The sequence below is a fragment of the Clostridium sp. Marseille-P2415 genome (assembly GCF_900155545.1).
Lineage (GTDB): Bacteria > Bacillota > Clostridia > Lachnospirales > Lachnospiraceae > Lacrimispora.
This window is the reverse complement of record NZ_LT732526.1, coordinates 4,059,242-4,076,964: the sequence shown is the minus strand read 5'-3', so window position 1 is coordinate 4,076,964 and position 17,723 is coordinate 4,059,242. Positions and strand designations below refer to the sequence as shown.

Sequence of the window (17,723 nt, the reverse complement as noted above, 5' to 3'; positions counted from 1 at the left end):
TACCTCCTGAATAAGAGATTGCAAAAAACATGGGCCAAGTGTTTCCGACCCATGTTTTCTGTAACCGGTTTTTATTCGAAATACATCTGCGTAAACGGAACCTCATACTGGGTCTGCGTAAACCCAACCCCTTTTAAGTCCGATGTATAAATAGCTTTGTTGCATTCATAAGTCAAAGGTATGTAGACAGCATCTTCATGAAGCCTGGTCAAAACAAAGCTGTATAACTCCTGGCGCCTCTTCTCATCCGTGGACACCAAAATTTCCGTTATCGCTTCATCAATTTCCGCCTTGTCTTCCAGCCCCTGCTGTGCTGCGTAATCGCCGTATACCGGCTGTCTCATGGCTGCCAGGGAAGACTGTGGATCATAAGGAGTCCCCCAGCAGATGTTGAATACCATGTCAAAGTGTCCGGCTTTCATATTGTCACGGTAGGACTGTTCTTCTTCTCCCTTGATATCCAGCTTAATCCCAAGCTTTCCATATTCGGACTGAAGGTACTCTGCAATGGTCTTCTCTGTTACGCTGTCACTGTTATAGAGAAGGGATAACTCCATGGCTTTTCCGTCTTTTTCCCTCACATTGCCGCTTCCCAGGAACCATCCTGCCCCATCTAACATCTCTGCCGCCTGCTCTGTATTGTATTCATAGGCCCCAAGGCCGATGTTGCAGTAAGGGACCGATGTGGCAAACAGCGTGTCTGCCGGGGCTTCCAGACCGTAAAAGACTCCGTCTGAAATGGCCTGGCGGTTGGTGGCATGCTGCAACGCCTGCCGGACCGTCTTGTCACTCAGAATTTCATTGGAGGTATTCAATACGATCTGTCTTGTAGAAGTAGGATCGGATAAAGATACGCCAAATTTATCGCTGTCCTTATATTTATTTACTGCATCCGCATCGATCATATTTTTGCCGAATATCAGATCGATTTCTCCCTTTTCAAGGGCCAGGATCCTGGTCTGGTTGTCCGGGATCACCTTAACCGTGATCTTTTTAACCGGAGGCTTTTCTCCCCAGTAGGTCTCATTGGCTTCAAATACCGCGTATTCGTCGGTTACAAAGTCTGTCAGCACATAAGGGCCTGTTCCGATATAGGCATTCACACCATCCTTGGTGCTTCCATTCTTCATGGCTTTTGGGGAAATCATGGCAAATGGTCTGGTAACGCCCAATTCCGTCAGCATCGGATAATACGGTTCCGACAGTTCAATAACAAAGGTTTCATCATCCGGTGCGGAAACGCTGACCAGGAGGTTCATCATTTCCAGCCAGGTATGGCGGTCCTTATTTTCGATGATGGCATCAAAATTTGCCTTGATGGCATTGGCATCACACACCTCTCCGTCTGAAAATGTCACACCCTTACGTATTTGAAAGGTATAAATTTTTCCGTCTTCACTGACTGTCCAGCTTTCCGCCAGCCCCGGAGCATAACCGTCTTCCGTAATGTTTACGAGAGTATCATAAAGCATCTCCTGTGCATACATTTCTCCGGCATACAGATGTGGATTTAAATCCCGGATATCTCTATAATTCACGAATACCAGTTCTTCTCTGGCTTCCCCGCCAGAGCTGTCTGTCTGATCTGCGGACGCCTGCCCGGAACCTGTCACGGCGGCTTCCCCGGAATTACTTCCGGACTTTCCGCAGCCCGTTAAAACCGCTGCTGCCACAACACCTGCAATGCAGGCATAAAATATTTTTTTCTTCATATTAGTATCCTCCTGTTTTGCTACGCTCTCTACTATAGCATAGTTAGTCTGGACTTACTAATATCAAATCAGGCAGGCTCCGTTATAACAAATCGTTATAGGCAGCTAATCGTTTTTTCAGTTCCTTTATGTAAAGCCGGGCTTCTTCCGACAGTTCCTTTTTCTTCTGCTTCACATACCCCAGAGTTAAAAACTTCTCACAATCCTTTACTTTTAAAGCCTTGATCCCCTGGCTTTCATATTCACCGGAAACAAAATCAATTCCCATGCAGCAGACATCCGTATGCTTTAACATATTATTGATCAGATAGTCGCTGTTGGTGCAGACCGCATTATTTAAGTTCTCCATCTGCACCGCCCCTATGCTGATCCGTTCAATATGGTGTTCCATGGCAAAAAAGTCTTCGGTGCCTTCGATAAATTTCAATTCCTTCAATTCACAAAATTCTAAAAAATCACGGTCATACCACGGGTGTCTGCTTCCCATGTAAATACAGATTCCACAGTCCTCCAACGGGTGGAATTCCAGCTTTTTATGCCACATGATATGGCGAAAGCACTGTAGCTGGGACTGAGCCAGGTAAACAATGCCTATTTCAGATACATGCTCGGAAACGTCATCTGTAATCTCCTCTACGGTCCCTTCCCGGTATCCGAATTTTATCTCTTTTTCCTTATACGTTTCATACATGTCGGCCATCAGCCTGGTCAGAATGCTGCTCTGATACCCGGATACGGAAAAATAGCTTCCTGTCTTCTTCTGCATCAGTGAGCGGATCATATTGGAGTTCTTAAGAATGGAAAGGGCATAGCCATAAAGCATTTTCCCCTGTTCCGTCATCTTAATTCCCCGGCTGTTCCGTTCAAAGAGCATTACGCCCAATTCCTTTTCCAGATTTGCAATCACCTTACTGACATTGGGTTGGGACGTATACAGCTGTTCCGCCGCTTTATTAAGGCTTCCGTGATCTGCTGTTGCCACAAAGTATTCCAATTGTTTGATTTCCATTCTCATATGCCTCCTGGTATTCTTCACGTATCCGCCAATTTCTTTATCAAGGAAGCTCTGACAAAAAAGCCGTTCCTGTCATGCGGTAACAGGAGCGGCTTTTTCGTAGGAGTCATGATCCCTCACGGGTCAAATGAAGGATACGATCAGAGGGTTAGTCTGATGTTAGAATATTCACACGCAGTTAGTTTGAACTAACTGTATTTATATTAGCATACGCCGGGCAAAAATGCAAGCCGTCTTGCCGAAAAGATTTCTCATTTATAACGGAAACATCCATTTGTATCTTCCAGTCCTTTTGTTTCGATCACGATCTTCTCTCCTGTCCGGCTGTGGCACCGGAATTATTACATCATAAACGCTTTACTGCAGCTGACTGCCGGTAATATGATTTCCCTGTTTTGTAAAGCTGTATTCCATTGACGTTCCGTCATAAAACTCAATGGCTAATCTATATGTATCATCAGCGACCGCATCATTATACCAGTTCATTAATAACAATTCGTTATTGGCGTAATTCGCAATAAATTCTCCTCCTGCCTGCAGATAAATGCTCGCCCAGGAATTGGCATGTTCCACATTATTATTTGAGTCAAAAGAAGTAATTCTTCTTACCTTCTTCCCCTGATAATCGGCTGGAATAATCACTACCGGATAGGTTGCCGTGCCGTCGGTATCGTAATAGGACATATATCCATCGTCTGTACGGAGATTTCCTGCAACATTGCCTAAGCTGGGAGTATTTCCTACATAATGGATCGTTTCGTACCAGTCACAGCCGGCCGAAAATTCAAACCGTAATTTAGCAATTTCACCATATTTCCCGGATGATCCGGATAATCCGGATACATAAGTTCCATTCAGGGTCACAGTCCCATTTGCATAGGTATAATCTGCGCCTTCTGTTAATTTTTGTTCTCCATTGTATATGCCCCGCAGAGTATTTCCATTGAGTATAAGAGGTATTTCAATATTGTTATTTATATTTTCATCAGTAACAAATAATTCGTCTAAACCGGCTGCATAGGAACACCGTTCCGTCATTGCGGCCGTAAAAGCGGCTCCCCAGACCGGATTGGTATATTCATAGGTGTTCCTGTCAATGATATTGCCGCATTCCCATAACATCAGGCTGATTCCGTCCAGTTCTCTGGCTCTGTAATTCATATAATCAATAAATTTAACCACTTCGCCGTCTTCCAGCGCATTTTTATAGCCCATATTGAACAGCCCGTATTCACCTATGATCACTCCAATACCGTTGTCAACAAATGCTTTTTTCACACAGTTATAAAATACATCGACGGTTTGACGTGCTGTCGTTCCATTATAGGTTTCATCGAACATGGATACCCCGCTATTTATGGTGAAGGCATATAACTCAGTGGAATAATAATGTACGGTTGCAATTACATTTGGATCATTAAGCCCTTTTAAGTAATCAGCCAGGAAATTGCTGTATATGAAATTGTGATTCGTCGCAGTGGTCGGGAATACCAGCATTCTTTCAGCATTGCTGCCGCCGGAATTGCGAACGATGTCATAAAAAGCATCACCCAGCTTTCTCACCCTTTCGTTCATGGCGTTATCATCGCCTTCAAGGAAATATACTTCATTGATGGATTCAAACATGACTTTGTCATCATAATTTTTAAATCTGTCTGCCAGCTGCTTCCACAATGCACAGAAACGGCTGTACTCTGCTGAGCTTTCATTGCCATCCCATTTATTCAGCCATTCAGAGGAATCATGATGCAGATTGATCATGACATACAGCCCCGCATTCCGTGCGTAATTTACTGCTGTTTCATAACGGTCTAAATAGGCCTTCGTAATGTTATAATCCCCATCGGTCCGTGTGAATGCGGTAAATGGCATTCTGATGCTGTCATAACCTTTTGCTTTGATGTCATTCATATACTCCTGTGTGACAACCGGATTTCCCCAGGCAGTTTCATCGTCAATTTCCGAATTGTTTATACGGTCGAATGCATCAAAGGTATTGCCCAGGTTAATGCCGGTGCCCAGATTCTCAACATACTGTTGAGACTTTGTTTTTGTGTGTCCTTCTGCCTTAGCACTCATTGACGGCAATGCGGCTATTGCCATTGCGGTGCATAAAAGTACAGACAGGATTTTAGCAGTGATTTTTCTCATAGAATCTCTCCTTCCTATTTTTAAATATATGCTTAACCTTTCACACCAGCATGTGCGACACCGTCAATAATATATTTCTGTGCAAAAGCATAGACGGCTATTATTGGAATTACGGAGCATACGGTCCCAGCCATAATGGCTCCGTAATCGGCGCTGTATTGCTGTCTGAAAGCGGCTAACCCAAGCTGAATCGTCTTTCTGCTGTCGCTGTCCAGATAAATCATCGGTGCCATATAATCATTCCAGGTCTGATTAAATGCTAAAATGATGAGCGTTGCAATGGCTCCTTTTGACAACGGCATCATGATACTCAAGTAAGTTCTGAGTATTCCGCACCCGTCTATCTTCGCTGCCTCATTCATTTCCCCTGGAATCGTCAGCATATTCTGACGCATGAGAAATACCCCGAAAGCATTAAACGAGCCGATCAGAATCAGTGCGGCATGGGTATTGTATAATCCAAAGCTTTTAACAGTCAGAAACTGCGGAATCATGATCGCATGCCATGGTACCATCATCGTTGCTATGTATGCAAAAAATATTTTGTCTCTGCCCGGGAATCTCAATTTTGTAAAAGCAAACGCCGCCAGGGAACAGGTAATTACCTGTATCACTACGGAAATTACTGTAACTTTCATTGTATTTAAATAATATCTTAAAAAATCTACCTGTGTCCACACGCGTTTATAATTTTCAAAATGAAATACCTCCGGAATCCACTTAACGGGTTTTTTGAAAATTTCAGTATTTAATTTAAATGATGCACTGACCATCCATATAAATGGTATAAGCATGATGAGGGCAGCCAATACACATAAAATAAATAATATAACGTAAGAACACTTTATTTTTTTATGTTTCATAATAATTGTCCCCTAATCATTCACCCATTTTTTCTGTCCATGCCACTGGACCAGGGTTATTACAAATATTATCAGGAATAAGAAGTATGCAATTGCGGAAGCATATCCCATCTTCCAATTTTGAAAAGCCTCCTTATAAATGCGGTAAACCAATACCGTTGTTGCCCGTCCCGGTCCGCCATCCGTGGTGATCTGAATAATATCGAATACCTGGAACGAACTGATAAAGCAGAGTATGGTAACCATAAAGGTTGTCGGTGACAGCATCGGCCATGTCACGTTCCAAAAACACTGCCATGTGTCTGCGCCATCAATTTTTGCTGCTTCATATAAGTGCGCCGGTATATTTTTTAAACCGCCCATGAGGATGATCATGTAATAACCGGCCGATTTCCAGACAACTACAATGATTACGGTAAACAATGCAGTTGATGTAGCGTTAAACCACTGGGGCAGATGTTTTTCTGCAACACCGAAGAATTCCAGTAGCTGGTTTACGATGCCATCAGCCGGCTGAAAAATCATCATCGCCACACAGCTGACAGCGACCATGGATGTCAGATTGGGGAAAAAGTACACTGTTTTGAAAAAGCCGTTCATGGCAGCTCCCCTGTTGAGCGCAAGAGCAAGCAGCAATGCTGTCAACAAGGTCAGCGGTACAACAGAAAAACTGTAAATCAGGTTATTCTTAAGTGCTGTCGTAAACAATGTATCTTGAAACATTGCTGTATAATTCGAAAATCCGACAAACTTAAATCCCGGAAAACCGTTATAGTCTGTAAGACTGATCAGAAATCCCATGATTACCGGAATCACAGTAAAAATAGCAAAGCCAATAAAATTCGGCAAAAGACACAGATACCCGGTAGCCGCCTCTTTCCGTTGCATTTGATTCCTATGTGTTTGCGTTTTACTCATTTTCTCACCTTCTGACTTTTCTATTCCTTTTGGAGTTCATCCCTTAATTTATAGAAATTGTTCATGCAGTCATCAATGGATTCCTCTCCCAGCAGATAGAGCTGTGCTTCCTGCTTGAACGCTTCAAGTACAGCCGCATAATTCTTGTCACCTGCCTGTTCCCGCAGTACTTTCGCTGCAAAACGATTCTCAATTCCGTCAATTTTCACTGACTCCTCGTATACTTTCATCGCCGCATCTGTTGAATAGCAGGGTACATTACCGGTGCCGGCTGTCACGCTTGTTCCCTCATCAGAAGTTGTGTAAAATTCAATAAAATCGTATGCTGCCTGCTTGTTCTTCGCTGTTTTGGCTATGCATAAATAACATGCATTTCCAACACTGGTTCCCGGTTCTGTTCCATCCAAAACAGGAAGCGGTGCCGTACCATATTCGAAGTCACACTCCAAGTCACGATACCCCCAGTCACCAAGAATCATCATATATATATTTCCGCTTTCGAAGCTTGCATTGTTATCCCATGAACCATTTGACATCTCTTCAAGAGGTACATGGCTTTCCGAGTACATGCGTTTCGTAATTTCCAGATATTCTTTCGTCTTTTCAAGGGGCGCCGGATCCGTCAGATATTCTCCTGCAGCAATTGCGCCAAGATTCATGGTCCAGCCCGGACACTGGCCGCCCCAGTATTTTGTACCGCCGTCTTTCCCAGTAAGACTTTCTGCAAGAGAACAGTACTCATCCCATGTCATCTGTTCTGCCGGATAAGCAGCTCCTGCCCTGTCAAATAAGTCCTTATTATAGAACAGCATCCAGCAGCTGCTATAGATCGGCAATCCATAGAATCCTCCATCCTCATCACTGATTACGGACAATGAAGAATCAATACTGCTCAAATCGACGCCGCTTTTATTTGCATAGGGTGCCAGATTTTCCAATGCACCGGCAGACTGGTACTGATTCGTATAGGCCGGAGTTCTTGCCCAAAATACATCTACGTCTTTTGCCCCTCCGCTGAGCAGCACCTTGATCTTGTTGTCATAATCAGAATCCGGCACCACATGCTTTACGATAACAGCAGCCGGATTCACGTTCTTATACGCCTCAATTTCCGCATCGAGGGAACTTTCCAAATCGGAGGATACATAAACATTGACAGTATTGCCGTCCCCCTCTGCTCTGGAATTACTGGTTATTCCACAAGCAGTCAGACCACATGCCATCGTTGCTGCAAGCAGAACCGGTACAACTTTTTTCTTCATTTTGCTTCCTTTCCTTTCCCGGACAAAATCACGGCCGTCCATATGCCGTCTGATATCTAAAGCATAATGATCAACGGGCATTTTGAACAGTCGGATATTTTTTCATCCCTCATTCACTTGACTTTCTCATAAAGAAATGCCAAAATAAACAAAGGGTGATGCATGTGATTTACGTACTTGTGGTTGACGATTTGCAGCCGATCTGCAAAAGATATGAGAACTATATCAATAAAGATGCAGATATGAAGGTAATTGGAACCGCTTATTCCGGAGAGGAAGCGGTAGAAAAGACATGTGCCTTAAAACCGGACATTGTACTCATGGATATTGAAATGGAAACCCGCACAGCCGGGCTTGATGCTTCTGAGCAGATCCTGGCAATGCTTCCAAAGACTAAAATCATCATATTGACTGTATATGAGGAAGACGAATTTGTATTCAATGCATTTCAACTCGGGGTCTCTGACTACCTGCTGAAGAATGCCGCTGCCGGGGAAATCGTATCCTGTATCAGGGATGCATACAATAACTGCTCTCCGATCCGTCCTGTGATCGCACAAAAAATCCGGCGGGAATTTCAACGGGTAAAAAAGAGTGAGCAAAGCTTTTTATACTGCCTTCATATTATAACGGAAATGACACAGACAGAAATTGATATATTGGACTTATTGAGTCGGGGATATTCCAGATCACAGATTTGTAAAATCCGGTATGTGGAATTATCAACTGTCAAAACACACATAAAAAGTATTCTTAAGAAGTTCAATAAAAGTTCAACTGCTGAGGTCATTGAACTGATGAATGAATTGCAGATATTTGATTACATACGAAATATCAGTAAAAATATGCCTTTTAATCCAAAAAATAGCTGACTGTAATTACGAAGCAATTTGGAACTGATACAGGATATTTGATTAATGGAAATATAAATTATGAATATTAAGTGATTTTTCAAAAATTATATATCCACGCAACACTATAATCTGCACTGACTAACTTTACATTATATACCCTTAATATTTCTCTAGTATTGCAATCATACATAATAGTCCCCCCTACTTCCATTGTAAGGTAGCCTTTATGTCCATACTTATTCAATATAAAGAAATATCCGCTAATGTAAAGAATTGAATCTTGAGTTCCTCAGTCTCTGTAAGTAAAAGCTCGTCCTAATCATGATTTTTCTATAAATTAAAAAATCATGTCAGTTATTATTAAACCTTATCTCTCTATATATATTTGAAGAAATCTTAATATTTTTAAACTTATATTTCTAACTTAATTATAATGCATCTAAATCAATTATTCTATTACAAATATGAAGTATTTGTGGGCGATGAGTTATTATAATTGTCGTTTTATTATAAAGCAATTTCTTCATTTCATTACATATTTTCTTTTCACTTTCAGTATCCATAAATGAAGTCGGCTCATCAAGAATATACATATGTTTTGGGGAAGAGAACATTCTTATTAAAGATATTTTTTGCATCTCACCCCCTGAAATATTCATGCTTTTTTCATTAATATAGGTATCCCAACCACCACTAAATTTACTAATATCAAGTTCGAAAGATTGAATCAATTCGTTTTTTATATCAATATATACATTCTCCACACCAAATCTTAATATATCTATTAATTTTCCGCTGACTAGATAATTCCTTTGTAAGACATAGCCTATTTGGCTTCTTAAATATTCCAAATCATATTTCTTTAAATCTATTCCATCAATAGTAATATTACCGCATTCCGGAGTACATAGACCCGCTAACAACCTAATAATTGTTGATTTTCCGCTTCCATTTTTTCCAACTATACCAATAATTTCTCCTGGATTTATTTTTAAATTAAAATTCATAAAAACATAACCTGGATTTAATTCATACTTAAAAAATATTTCTTTAAATTCCAATTTTCCTTGAATATTTGTAGTTGGATAAAAGTCTCCACCTTGAATTTTATTTTCATTTTCCAATATATCCAATATTTTTGAAATACTGGGAGAAATATTTTTTATAGAAATAAATGTATTACATATACTGTTAATCGGTGAATATAATCTTTGTGCATATAATATTAATGTTAATATTGTACCTAATGTTAAACGTCCTCTAAAATGAGCTATTGAACCAAAAGAAAGTACAATAAGCATAGAAAATACCACATATAAATTTGAAACTCCCATTGATATTGAGACTATATTCATATTCTTGATATTATAATTCTTTACATTATCAATACTAACTTTAAACTTCTTTATAAATGGCTCTATAAACCCAATAATTTGAATATTTTGAATATTATTTAATATTTCATTAATAAGAGAGGAATTACTTCCTAATGACTCTCGTAAGACCTCCATATTAGTTTTTATTTTTCCACCTAATTTTCGTTGAAATGCTACAAAAAGAACCGCTACAGCAATAAGAAGTCCACCAATTTCAATATTAAGATAAACCAAGAAAGAGCTCATACCAAAAACCACAAATATATTCATTAAGGCATCACAAAATTTCGTAGTCAGCAAAGATTCTACTTTAGAAATATCACTCTCAATCACTGACATTACATCTCCGATTTTATGGTTATTCCAAAACACTAGATTTGTATCCATAATTTTACGAAATACTACAATTTTAATATAAAGTAATATATCTTGGGAGAGCTTAAAAAAACTCATTTTTTCTATATATTGAAAAAAAGTCATCATTATTCCAATCCCCAAAAACATACTGATATATTTAATCGTAGCATGGTAATCTCCTACCATAACTCCCTTGTCCATTACCAAACTAACTAGGCCAGGAAAAATAACCGACGTTATGGTATAACCAAACATAAATATAAAACATTTAATATAACGGAAAATATACTTTCTGAAGGAAAGGTTTAATACACTTTTTAAACGGATTAACTCTTTCATAATATCAACTCCAACCTTTGTTCTGCTAATACTGATTTTTTTAATTTAAATTCGAGCTAACATTACAAGCTACTTTATTTACCGATTTTTCTTTCTATAGTTTAATAATACAGTCTGAAATATTGGATCAGCTACAATAATCTAGACAGGAATTCTAAGGGTATATATGATAGTATTAATAAATAAAGGATGATGCCTATGTCTCAAAAAAACCCAAGGCCACGTCATATATTTACATCTGAATTAAAATAACAAATCTATCGAGGAGGCAAAAGAAAATGTGATATCATCAGAGAATATAATATTGCAAGTTACTCCTTGATTAATGGATTGCCCAGACAAATAATAGTGGTTTCTTTAAGGAAAAAGATAACCGTTCTGCCGAAGATGCCGAACTGAACAGGCTTCGCATGGAGAACCAGCAGCTTAAGCTGGAGAACGATATTTTAAACAAGCAACGCTGATCTTAGAACAAAAGTAAATGTGATCAATGAGAATGTCCACTAATACTCTGTGTCAGCAATGTGTAAAGTCCCACAACCCCAAAGAAGTACCTATTACTATGAAGCAAAAGCAAAACTAGATGAATCTGAACTAGCAACAAATATAGTCGATACTTTTAAAGAGAGCCGCAATATAACCATGTAGAAATGTTGTTGTAAGTGATTTAACATATGTCAGAGTCGGCATTAGCTTGAACTACATATGTGTTCTTGTTAAACAGGCATTTCAATCCGTAAAAGGAAATTTGAAAGATATCCAGATATTTCACGCGTATTGTAGTAACGATTTCAAGAATCAACTGAAACTCTGGAAGTATTTGAAATTCAGCGTTCCCTCAGTCATAAAGGATGCCAACAACCATAGAATTCATTCTTCACTGAACCTCTTATATTCCGGCCCCTTTAATATAGCCTATAAATATCATTTTCATCCACAGCCATCTTCTTTAATTCTTAATATTTTCATTAACTGCTTATACGCCTAACTTAAACTTGATTTTTTTATCTACCGCTTCTGCATACCATCTACACTCTTCTTTAATTTCTTTAGCACTTAACATCCCCCTTAAAAGACAACCATGACAAAAATATTTATTTTTACATTCTTTACATAATTCAGAATCATAACTAGGTGCTTTAATTTGACCAAAACCATGTACAAACTCTTTATTATCTCTGTATAATGTTTTAAGATTTGTTACTAGAGCATTTCCAATTCCGCTAGTAAAATAATTACCCGTGTCCATTGCGCATATTTTTGTTCTTCCATCACAGGATATTACAATGTGTGAACTTATGGCTCCGCAATTAGTTCTATTAGTCCGAGCATCATCTATGTATGAAATTAAACCCGGATACTTTTTATCAGTTTTATTTATAATATCGACAAACTTTGGATTTTCTTCGTCAGCGAATAATAAGTCTGAATCACGTTCCTTAGCACGCCCAAGAGCCATCACTAGTCCTAATCCCCATTTTTTAATGCCAAGTTCGTGAATCCAATCTGCTATCTTTTCCAATTCACTCAAATTTTTACGAGTCACCATAGTCGCAATTCGCATGGGAACCTCATTAGCAGCTAAAGTTTTTATATTATTTGTAATTTTCTCCAAAGTATTTTTTTTCTTTGTAAACCATTCTAGATATTTATCCTCAAAACTTTGAAAATCAATTTGTACATATATCCTATTTTTATTTTCTATAATCAAATCTAAGGTATCCGGTTGTAAAGAAACCCCATTTGTCAACATAGATATTCTGTTGAAATCCAATGATAAAGCATATTTAATAATTTTATTTAGATTTGGATGCATTGTGATTTCTCCTCCAGTCAATTCTATAACTACTACACCCATTTCGTTTAATTCACTCAATAGTTTATATACGCTATCAAGGGGCATAATTATATTTTCTTCACCAAAGGATCCATAACAATGTATGCATTTTAGATTACAGGCGTTAGTAAGTTCTATGGTAGCAACTCGTGGATAATTATTGATATTATGTTTAACCTCGATTATTCTGCTTGTTTTTTCACCTTCTAATATTTCTAATTTATACTTGTCTTTCATTCTCGAAAAAAAAGGATCTATCTTCTTCTCTATAGAGGAACTATCCTCACTATACTTTACTGAAAGATATTCAACAATTTCTCTATATGTTCTAGTACCGTCAATTAACTGTAAAATTTCAGCTCCGATTTGATTAATCATATACTTACCATTTCCAAATTTATTATCTACACCTTTAACTTTTAAAAGAATCATATGATCTGGCTGGTATTCTAATTCAACATTTTGGTTAATATATAAGTATTTATTTTCCATATTTTCCTTTACGACATATTCTAAAATTATATTTTGTCGTTTTCTCCTTTCTTTAAATACAACTGATTTAACTCAAAACGAAGGCTTACCTACTTAGGTTTTAAATAAATTTACTAAGTAGCCATTAATAAGTTACATACTAAATTAATTTTTGTAATTCTTTTAATCTGTTCCTGAAACTGCAAACGAGTGTTCAATTGCCTGTGGAGATAACATACACACGATACAAGCTGCACAAGCCAAACATTCCCAACCATTAACAATAATAGGTGTTTCCATATTACATCCTCCTTTTAAATGTATATAAAACCCTCATAGGTAAGCACACTTAAACTATCTTATTATCACTTAAGAATATTTTCACAGCCTCTTCTGTTATTTCTTTCGGAAATTCCATGTACTCTAATAATTTAATAGCATTTCGTGAAATAGCAGGTCCCTGATGAATCTTATATTCAAATAATATTTTTTTATCATTTATATGTTCCGTAAAATGAAAGTTCTCATAATATTTTTTCATCATTTCCGTTAATTCTATATCATGTGTAGCAACCACGGTAATACAATTTTTTCCATATAAATATTTCAAAATCGCAACTGATGCAGCAATTCGCTCTTCTGTATTTGTCCCTCGCAAAATTTCATCAATGATACAGAGAACTAATTTTTCTTCATTTAATGCATGAATAATTCTCTTTATATATTTAATCTCTTTAATATAGTAACTTTCTCCTGTTGTAACTTCATCACGAACAGCCATCGAAGTAATAATAGTAGAAAAAGGCATTACAAGCTTTTTGGCAAAACAGGTATGAATGCTTTGTGCTAACAATGCATTGATTGCCAAACCCTTTATAAATGTAGATTTCCCAGAAGCATTTGATCCTGTAATTATACAACCTTTTTTTATTACTATGGAATTATAAATTGGCTTTTCTACTAGCGGATGAAAAATATCTTCTGCTATAATCTCATTACATTTACTGAATATTGGAGTACAATAAAATGGAAGTGTATTTCTAAATGAAGCAACTGAAATTGCTGAATCTATCTCACCAATTACTGTATATAATGCCATTAACTCTTTCTGATATCCTATTAATTGGCATATCACTTTATCGTATTGAATCAAATCCCATAATGTAATACCAAAAGTCATAGATTCAAATAATGTCATTGCATCTCCAGACAAATTAGATGGAGAACGATGCTGCAACTTACTAATTTTGAAGAATAGCCGGCGGAATTTGGCTATTTTGTTACCTAAATCATCAAATTTTTTTTCATATTTTAAAGTTGGAGAATCCACAATTCGTTTAGCAGCAATCAAAATTTTTAGAACACTACTAAGCATATTCAAATATGATTCATATCTATTTTTTTGGAAAGCATAAATAACTATATTTGTTAAAGCCACAAAGAATGGGAATAAAAGAAATATATAATTCATGAATACTATGGCTGGTATAAAAGATAATAGTAAAAATATTCTCATAAAATGATAATATTCTATATGAGGTATCCTAAACGCTTCAAAATTTTTTATAAAAACAGAAAGATAATAACTGTCTCGATTCTTTCCCATCCCAGAAATTATATACCATATTTCATTCCTATCAATTACCTCCGATTCAAAATAATCAATTTTTCTTTGAAATGCCACATAATCATTCCCACTATTTTCAATCTTGTGTAAAACTGAATATAATATCTGGTCCCCTGCAAACGATTTGCAATTATTTATCATACAATAAACCTGGTCCATTTCTAGATCATACCAAGTAATATCATCAATCCGATCATTCTCAGATAACTTTGCTGATTCAACCTCCCAAAATCTCTCAATCAATTCTCTTTCAAAAGACTGATTTTCAGTTTTTTTACCAAACGACTTTGCTATCTCATCCTTATTGTTTTGTATTCTTTTTAATTTAAAATTTCTTTCAATGATCAAAAAAAGAATCATAAATGTAATCAAAAACAATATAATAATTATTTGCATATTTTCATCACCCCTTGATTTTAGCCTAATTATCCATAAAATAATTTTCAATTTGTATTACTAATACTAGCTTCATATTATCCAAAATGAATAATAGTACTTTCATCTTCTATGTATATAAACGTTTTAGACTTATAGTCAAATAATAGTATCAACATTGCAGACCTAAACGATTCCTTTCCCATAAGCCTGATTCAACTGAACATTTTTTCCAAACAGTCCATCACCTTAAAGCAGATTACTTCTTCCTTTTTGGTAAATCCTCAATGGGTATGTATATTTTCTAGCCTATTTCAACATATACCCAATATGGAGACTTTTCAACCCAAGTGCCAAAATTATACACGTTGAGTGCCAAAATTTGCATTTTACACCCTGGCAAAGGTAAAATCAGGCAGAAAAATACGTAACTGCTTCAAAAAAGGCGTCGTAAATCCCGAGCTTTATCTGCTATGATTATAGAAACCTATTTTTTGAAGCATTTTTTATGTTTCTGAACTAGACGACACTTCTGGAGCAGTTCCTTTGAATGTAAGTGCTTTGAAGCACTTACAATTCTGATTATGAATTTGAGGAAAATGTGAAAGAAATTAAAGTAGACGCTTATGCGAAAATGCAGACTTCGAGGCCTTAGAAGAATTAGAACCGGAAATACTGAAATATTATGCAGCGAGTCTTAAGTTTCTTTTTGGACTATCCCATGATCATGAACAGGAATTGAATTACTTTAAGGAACAACTTATGTTTTCTACCAAGGGATTCAGACATGTCAGGACATTATAATGGTAATGTAAGTTTACTGGATAGTGTTACTATGGATGATATAATTTATACCCTCTGTAAGCCAGCTATTTTTTCGCATAATATTCTTCTCTTGCTTTCTTAAAATTCTGCATGGTTATTTCAATGGACTGTTTCCCGTTCAAATAGAGGATCGCTTCTTTTTCCAGCATATCCTCTAAATCAGCATACCCCTCATAGGCAGGTTTTTCCTGAATCTGATAGGTATGAAAGAAAGCATCGGCATTATGGTTTCCAATGGCACTCCGATAGGTATTCTGTATCTCCGTATCGGTATAGGCCGGAATCATTCCGTTTGATGCATACAATTCTGCACCTTTTTCCCCGCATAGAAATTTCAGAAATTCAAAGGCGATATCCGTTCTGCCGCACTTTGCAGAAATAGAAGCCAGCTGATATAATCCCCAGGTAGTCCCGGTTTTCTGATTTTCTAAAACCGGCATAGGCGCAATATCCCAGTCTACATCTGTTTTACCATTTTTTTCGTCCTCAAGTATCATTCCCACGAACCATTCTCCCTGAGGCATCATTGCGATATTTCCACTCTCAAATGCTTCCAGCCACGATTCCTGTTCCATCTCTTTTGGAGCCATATGGGACTTATCTTCATTATAAATCCGGTTCATAAACTCCAGGGATTTTTGCACATAGGTGAGGTCATCGTCATAGAGATAATTTTTCTCCTGAATTCCCATGAAATCATAAAACCAGTTAACAAAATATCCGCCCCATTGTTTATCCTCTCCGCTGCCTTTTGTCAATTGTTTTGCCAGTGAAGCATATTCATCCCATGTCATCTGGCCCGGACCGTTGAGTCCCTCTTTTTTAAATATATCTTTATTATAGGCCAATACCCAGCTTGTTTTTCTTGTCGGCAGGCAATAGTATTCTCCGTCAATAGAAACATCATTGTACATATTACCATAATGGGAACCGTCAATTCCGCTGGATGCAATATGGCCGGTGATCTTTGTAATCTTATAGTTTTTTGCCAAATAAAGGACATCGTTGATATTTTTGAGCCCGATAATATCTATGTCTTCTTTATCCAGCAGACCGGATATTTCTTTCGCTGTAAGTGCAGCGGAAATGTATTTAATATTCACAGTAATGCCCGGATTCTCAGCTTCAAAGGCATCTGCCAGTTTTTCTGCATAGCCTTCTTCATCCTCCCATGTACAATAGGTCAGGGTCTGCGGCGTACTTGTATAAGCTGCACTTGTACCGATGTTTTCTGCAAATTTTGTACATCCTGAAACAGCAAGGATGGCGAATGCCAATATAAGTTTGAACCGCAGCATGCAGTTTATCTGTTTTTTCATCTTAAATCCTTCTGGCGGGGTGGAAAAAAAATCACACTTGCCACTTCTTTTTTATCATGCAATAATGAAACAAAAACCAATTACAATATAACGAGAAGGCCAAACTATGTTTTATTATATATTTATTTTTATCATTGTCTCATTTTTTTTATTATACAAGGAACGGAAAAATCACGCGATGCGTTACAGCATTCTGATAATGGCCTGTTACACAATGGCATTGATTGCTTTTACGCTCTATATCTCAAAAGATTCCTATTATTATAACACGATTGATGATTTGTTTTCAATCCCTCTGCCTATTTGGAACAAAATGATGTTTATTTCTGTTCCGCTGGACGTATTGATACGTTTGCTTAATTTTTTTACTCTCGCTGCTGTATTTTGCAGCATCCAGTTTGCATTTACATACACTCATTATA

At 37.3% G+C, this 17,723-nt stretch carries 11 protein-coding genes; 1 reads left to right on the top strand and 10 read right to left on the bottom strand.

What is annotated here, in order from left to right; genetic code table 11:
* Positions 1–71 precede the first annotated feature (71 nt).
* The 6 genes from nikA to BQ9856_RS23575 all read right to left on the bottom strand — a co-directional run bounded on the left by nikA (position 72) and on the right by BQ9856_RS23575 (position 7,921).
* Positions 72–1,712, bottom strand: a complete 1,641-nt coding sequence (nikA, locus tag BQ9856_RS23600; RefSeq protein WP_077613170.1) for a nickel ABC transporter substrate-binding protein — start codon at positions 1,710–1,712, stop codon at positions 72–74.
* Between the two features lie 82 nt (positions 1,713–1,794).
* Positions 1,795–2,721, bottom strand: coding sequence for a LysR family transcriptional regulator (locus BQ9856_RS23595; protein WP_159442081.1), 927 nt, complete (start codon positions 2,719–2,721; stop codon positions 1,795–1,797).
* A gap of 363 nt (positions 2,722–3,084) precedes the next feature.
* The gene (locus BQ9856_RS23590) at positions 3,085–4,878 is read right to left on the bottom strand and encodes a cellulase family glycosylhydrolase (protein ID WP_077613168.1); all 1,794 of its coding nucleotides are present in this window, start codon (positions 4,876–4,878) and stop codon (positions 3,085–3,087) included.
* A gap of 32 nt (positions 4,879–4,910) precedes the next feature.
* A complete protein-coding gene (locus BQ9856_RS23585; protein ID WP_235839291.1) occupies positions 4,911–5,516 on the bottom strand; it encodes a carbohydrate ABC transporter permease in 606 nt (201 codons plus the stop codon).
* Between the two features lie 237 nt (positions 5,517–5,753).
* Positions 5,754–6,659 carry a carbohydrate ABC transporter permease gene (locus BQ9856_RS23580; RefSeq protein ID WP_077613166.1) on the bottom strand — a complete coding sequence of 302 codons (906 nt, stop codon included), beginning with the start codon at positions 6,657–6,659 and terminating at the stop codon, positions 5,754–5,756.
* Positions 6,660–6,679: 20 nt separating this feature from the next.
* Positions 6,680–7,921: an ABC transporter substrate-binding protein gene (locus BQ9856_RS23575; RefSeq protein ID WP_159442080.1), complete on the bottom strand. Its 1,242-nt coding sequence runs from the start codon at positions 7,919–7,921 to the stop codon at positions 6,680–6,682.
* A gap of 164 nt (positions 7,922–8,085) precedes the next feature.
* On the opposite strand from BQ9856_RS23575, the gene BQ9856_RS23570 reads away from it, so the two are divergent.
* Complete coding sequence (locus BQ9856_RS23570; protein WP_077613516.1) at positions 8,086–8,793, top strand: response regulator transcription factor; 708 nt, start codon at positions 8,086–8,088, stop codon at positions 8,791–8,793.
* Positions 8,794–9,203: 410 nt separating this feature from the next.
* On the opposite strand, the gene BQ9856_RS23565 is transcribed toward BQ9856_RS23570, so the two are convergent.
* The 4 genes from BQ9856_RS23565 to BQ9856_RS23550 all read right to left on the bottom strand — a co-directional run bounded on the left by BQ9856_RS23565 (position 9,204) and on the right by BQ9856_RS23550 (position 17,301).
* Positions 9,204–10,847: an ABC transporter ATP-binding protein gene (locus BQ9856_RS23565; RefSeq protein ID WP_077613164.1), complete on the bottom strand. Its 1,644-nt coding sequence runs from the start codon at positions 10,845–10,847 to the stop codon at positions 9,204–9,206.
* A 976-nt stretch (positions 10,848–11,823) separates the two neighbouring features.
* Positions 11,824–13,176 carry a radical SAM protein gene (locus BQ9856_RS23560; protein WP_077613163.1) on the bottom strand — a complete coding sequence of 451 codons (1,353 nt, stop codon included), beginning with the start codon at positions 13,174–13,176 and terminating at the stop codon, positions 11,824–11,826.
* A 328-nt stretch (positions 13,177–13,504) separates the two neighbouring features.
* On the bottom strand, positions 13,505–15,178 hold the full coding sequence (locus BQ9856_RS23555; RefSeq protein WP_077613162.1) for a MutS-related protein: 1,674 nt from the start codon (positions 15,176–15,178) through the stop codon (positions 13,505–13,507).
* 848 nt (positions 15,179–16,026) lie between these two features.
* Positions 16,027–17,301 carry an ABC transporter substrate-binding protein gene (locus BQ9856_RS23550; protein WP_077613161.1) on the bottom strand — a complete coding sequence of 425 codons (1,275 nt, stop codon included), beginning with the start codon at positions 17,299–17,301 and terminating at the stop codon, positions 16,027–16,029.
* Between the last annotated feature and the right edge of the window lie 422 nt (positions 17,302–17,723).

Coding starts and splice junctions, on each gene's coding strand:
- nikA (WP_077613170.1), bottom strand. CDS start 1,712: ATGAAGAAAAAAATATTTTATGCCTGCATTGCAGGTGTTGTGGCAGCA.
- BQ9856_RS23595 (WP_159442081.1), bottom strand. CDS start 2,721: ATGGAAATCAAACAATTGGAATACTTTGTGGCAACAGCAGATCACGGA.
- BQ9856_RS23590 (WP_077613168.1), bottom strand. CDS start 4,878: ATGAGAAAAATCACTGCTAAAATCCTGTCTGTACTTTTATGCACCGCA.
- BQ9856_RS23585 (WP_235839291.1), bottom strand. CDS start 5,516: ATGAAAGTTACAGTAATTTCCGTAGTGATACAGGTAATTACCTGTTCC.
- BQ9856_RS23580 (WP_077613166.1), bottom strand. CDS start 6,659: ATGAGTAAAACGCAAACACATAGGAATCAAATGCAACGGAAAGAGGCG.
- BQ9856_RS23575 (WP_159442080.1), bottom strand. CDS start 7,921: ATGAAGAAAAAAGTTGTACCGGTTCTGCTTGCAGCAACGATGGCATGT.
- BQ9856_RS23565 (WP_077613164.1), bottom strand. CDS start 10,847: ATGAAAGAGTTAATCCGTTTAAAAAGTGTATTAAACCTTTCCTTCAGA.
- BQ9856_RS23560 (WP_077613163.1), bottom strand. CDS start 13,176: ATGGAAAATAAATACTTATATATTAACCAAAATGTTGAATTAGAATAC.
- BQ9856_RS23555 (WP_077613162.1), bottom strand. CDS start 15,178: ATGCAAATAATTATTATATTGTTTTTGATTACATTTATGATTCTTTTT.
- BQ9856_RS23550 (WP_077613161.1), bottom strand. CDS start 17,301: ATGAAAAAACAGATAAACTGCATGCTGCGGTTCAAACTTATATTGGCA.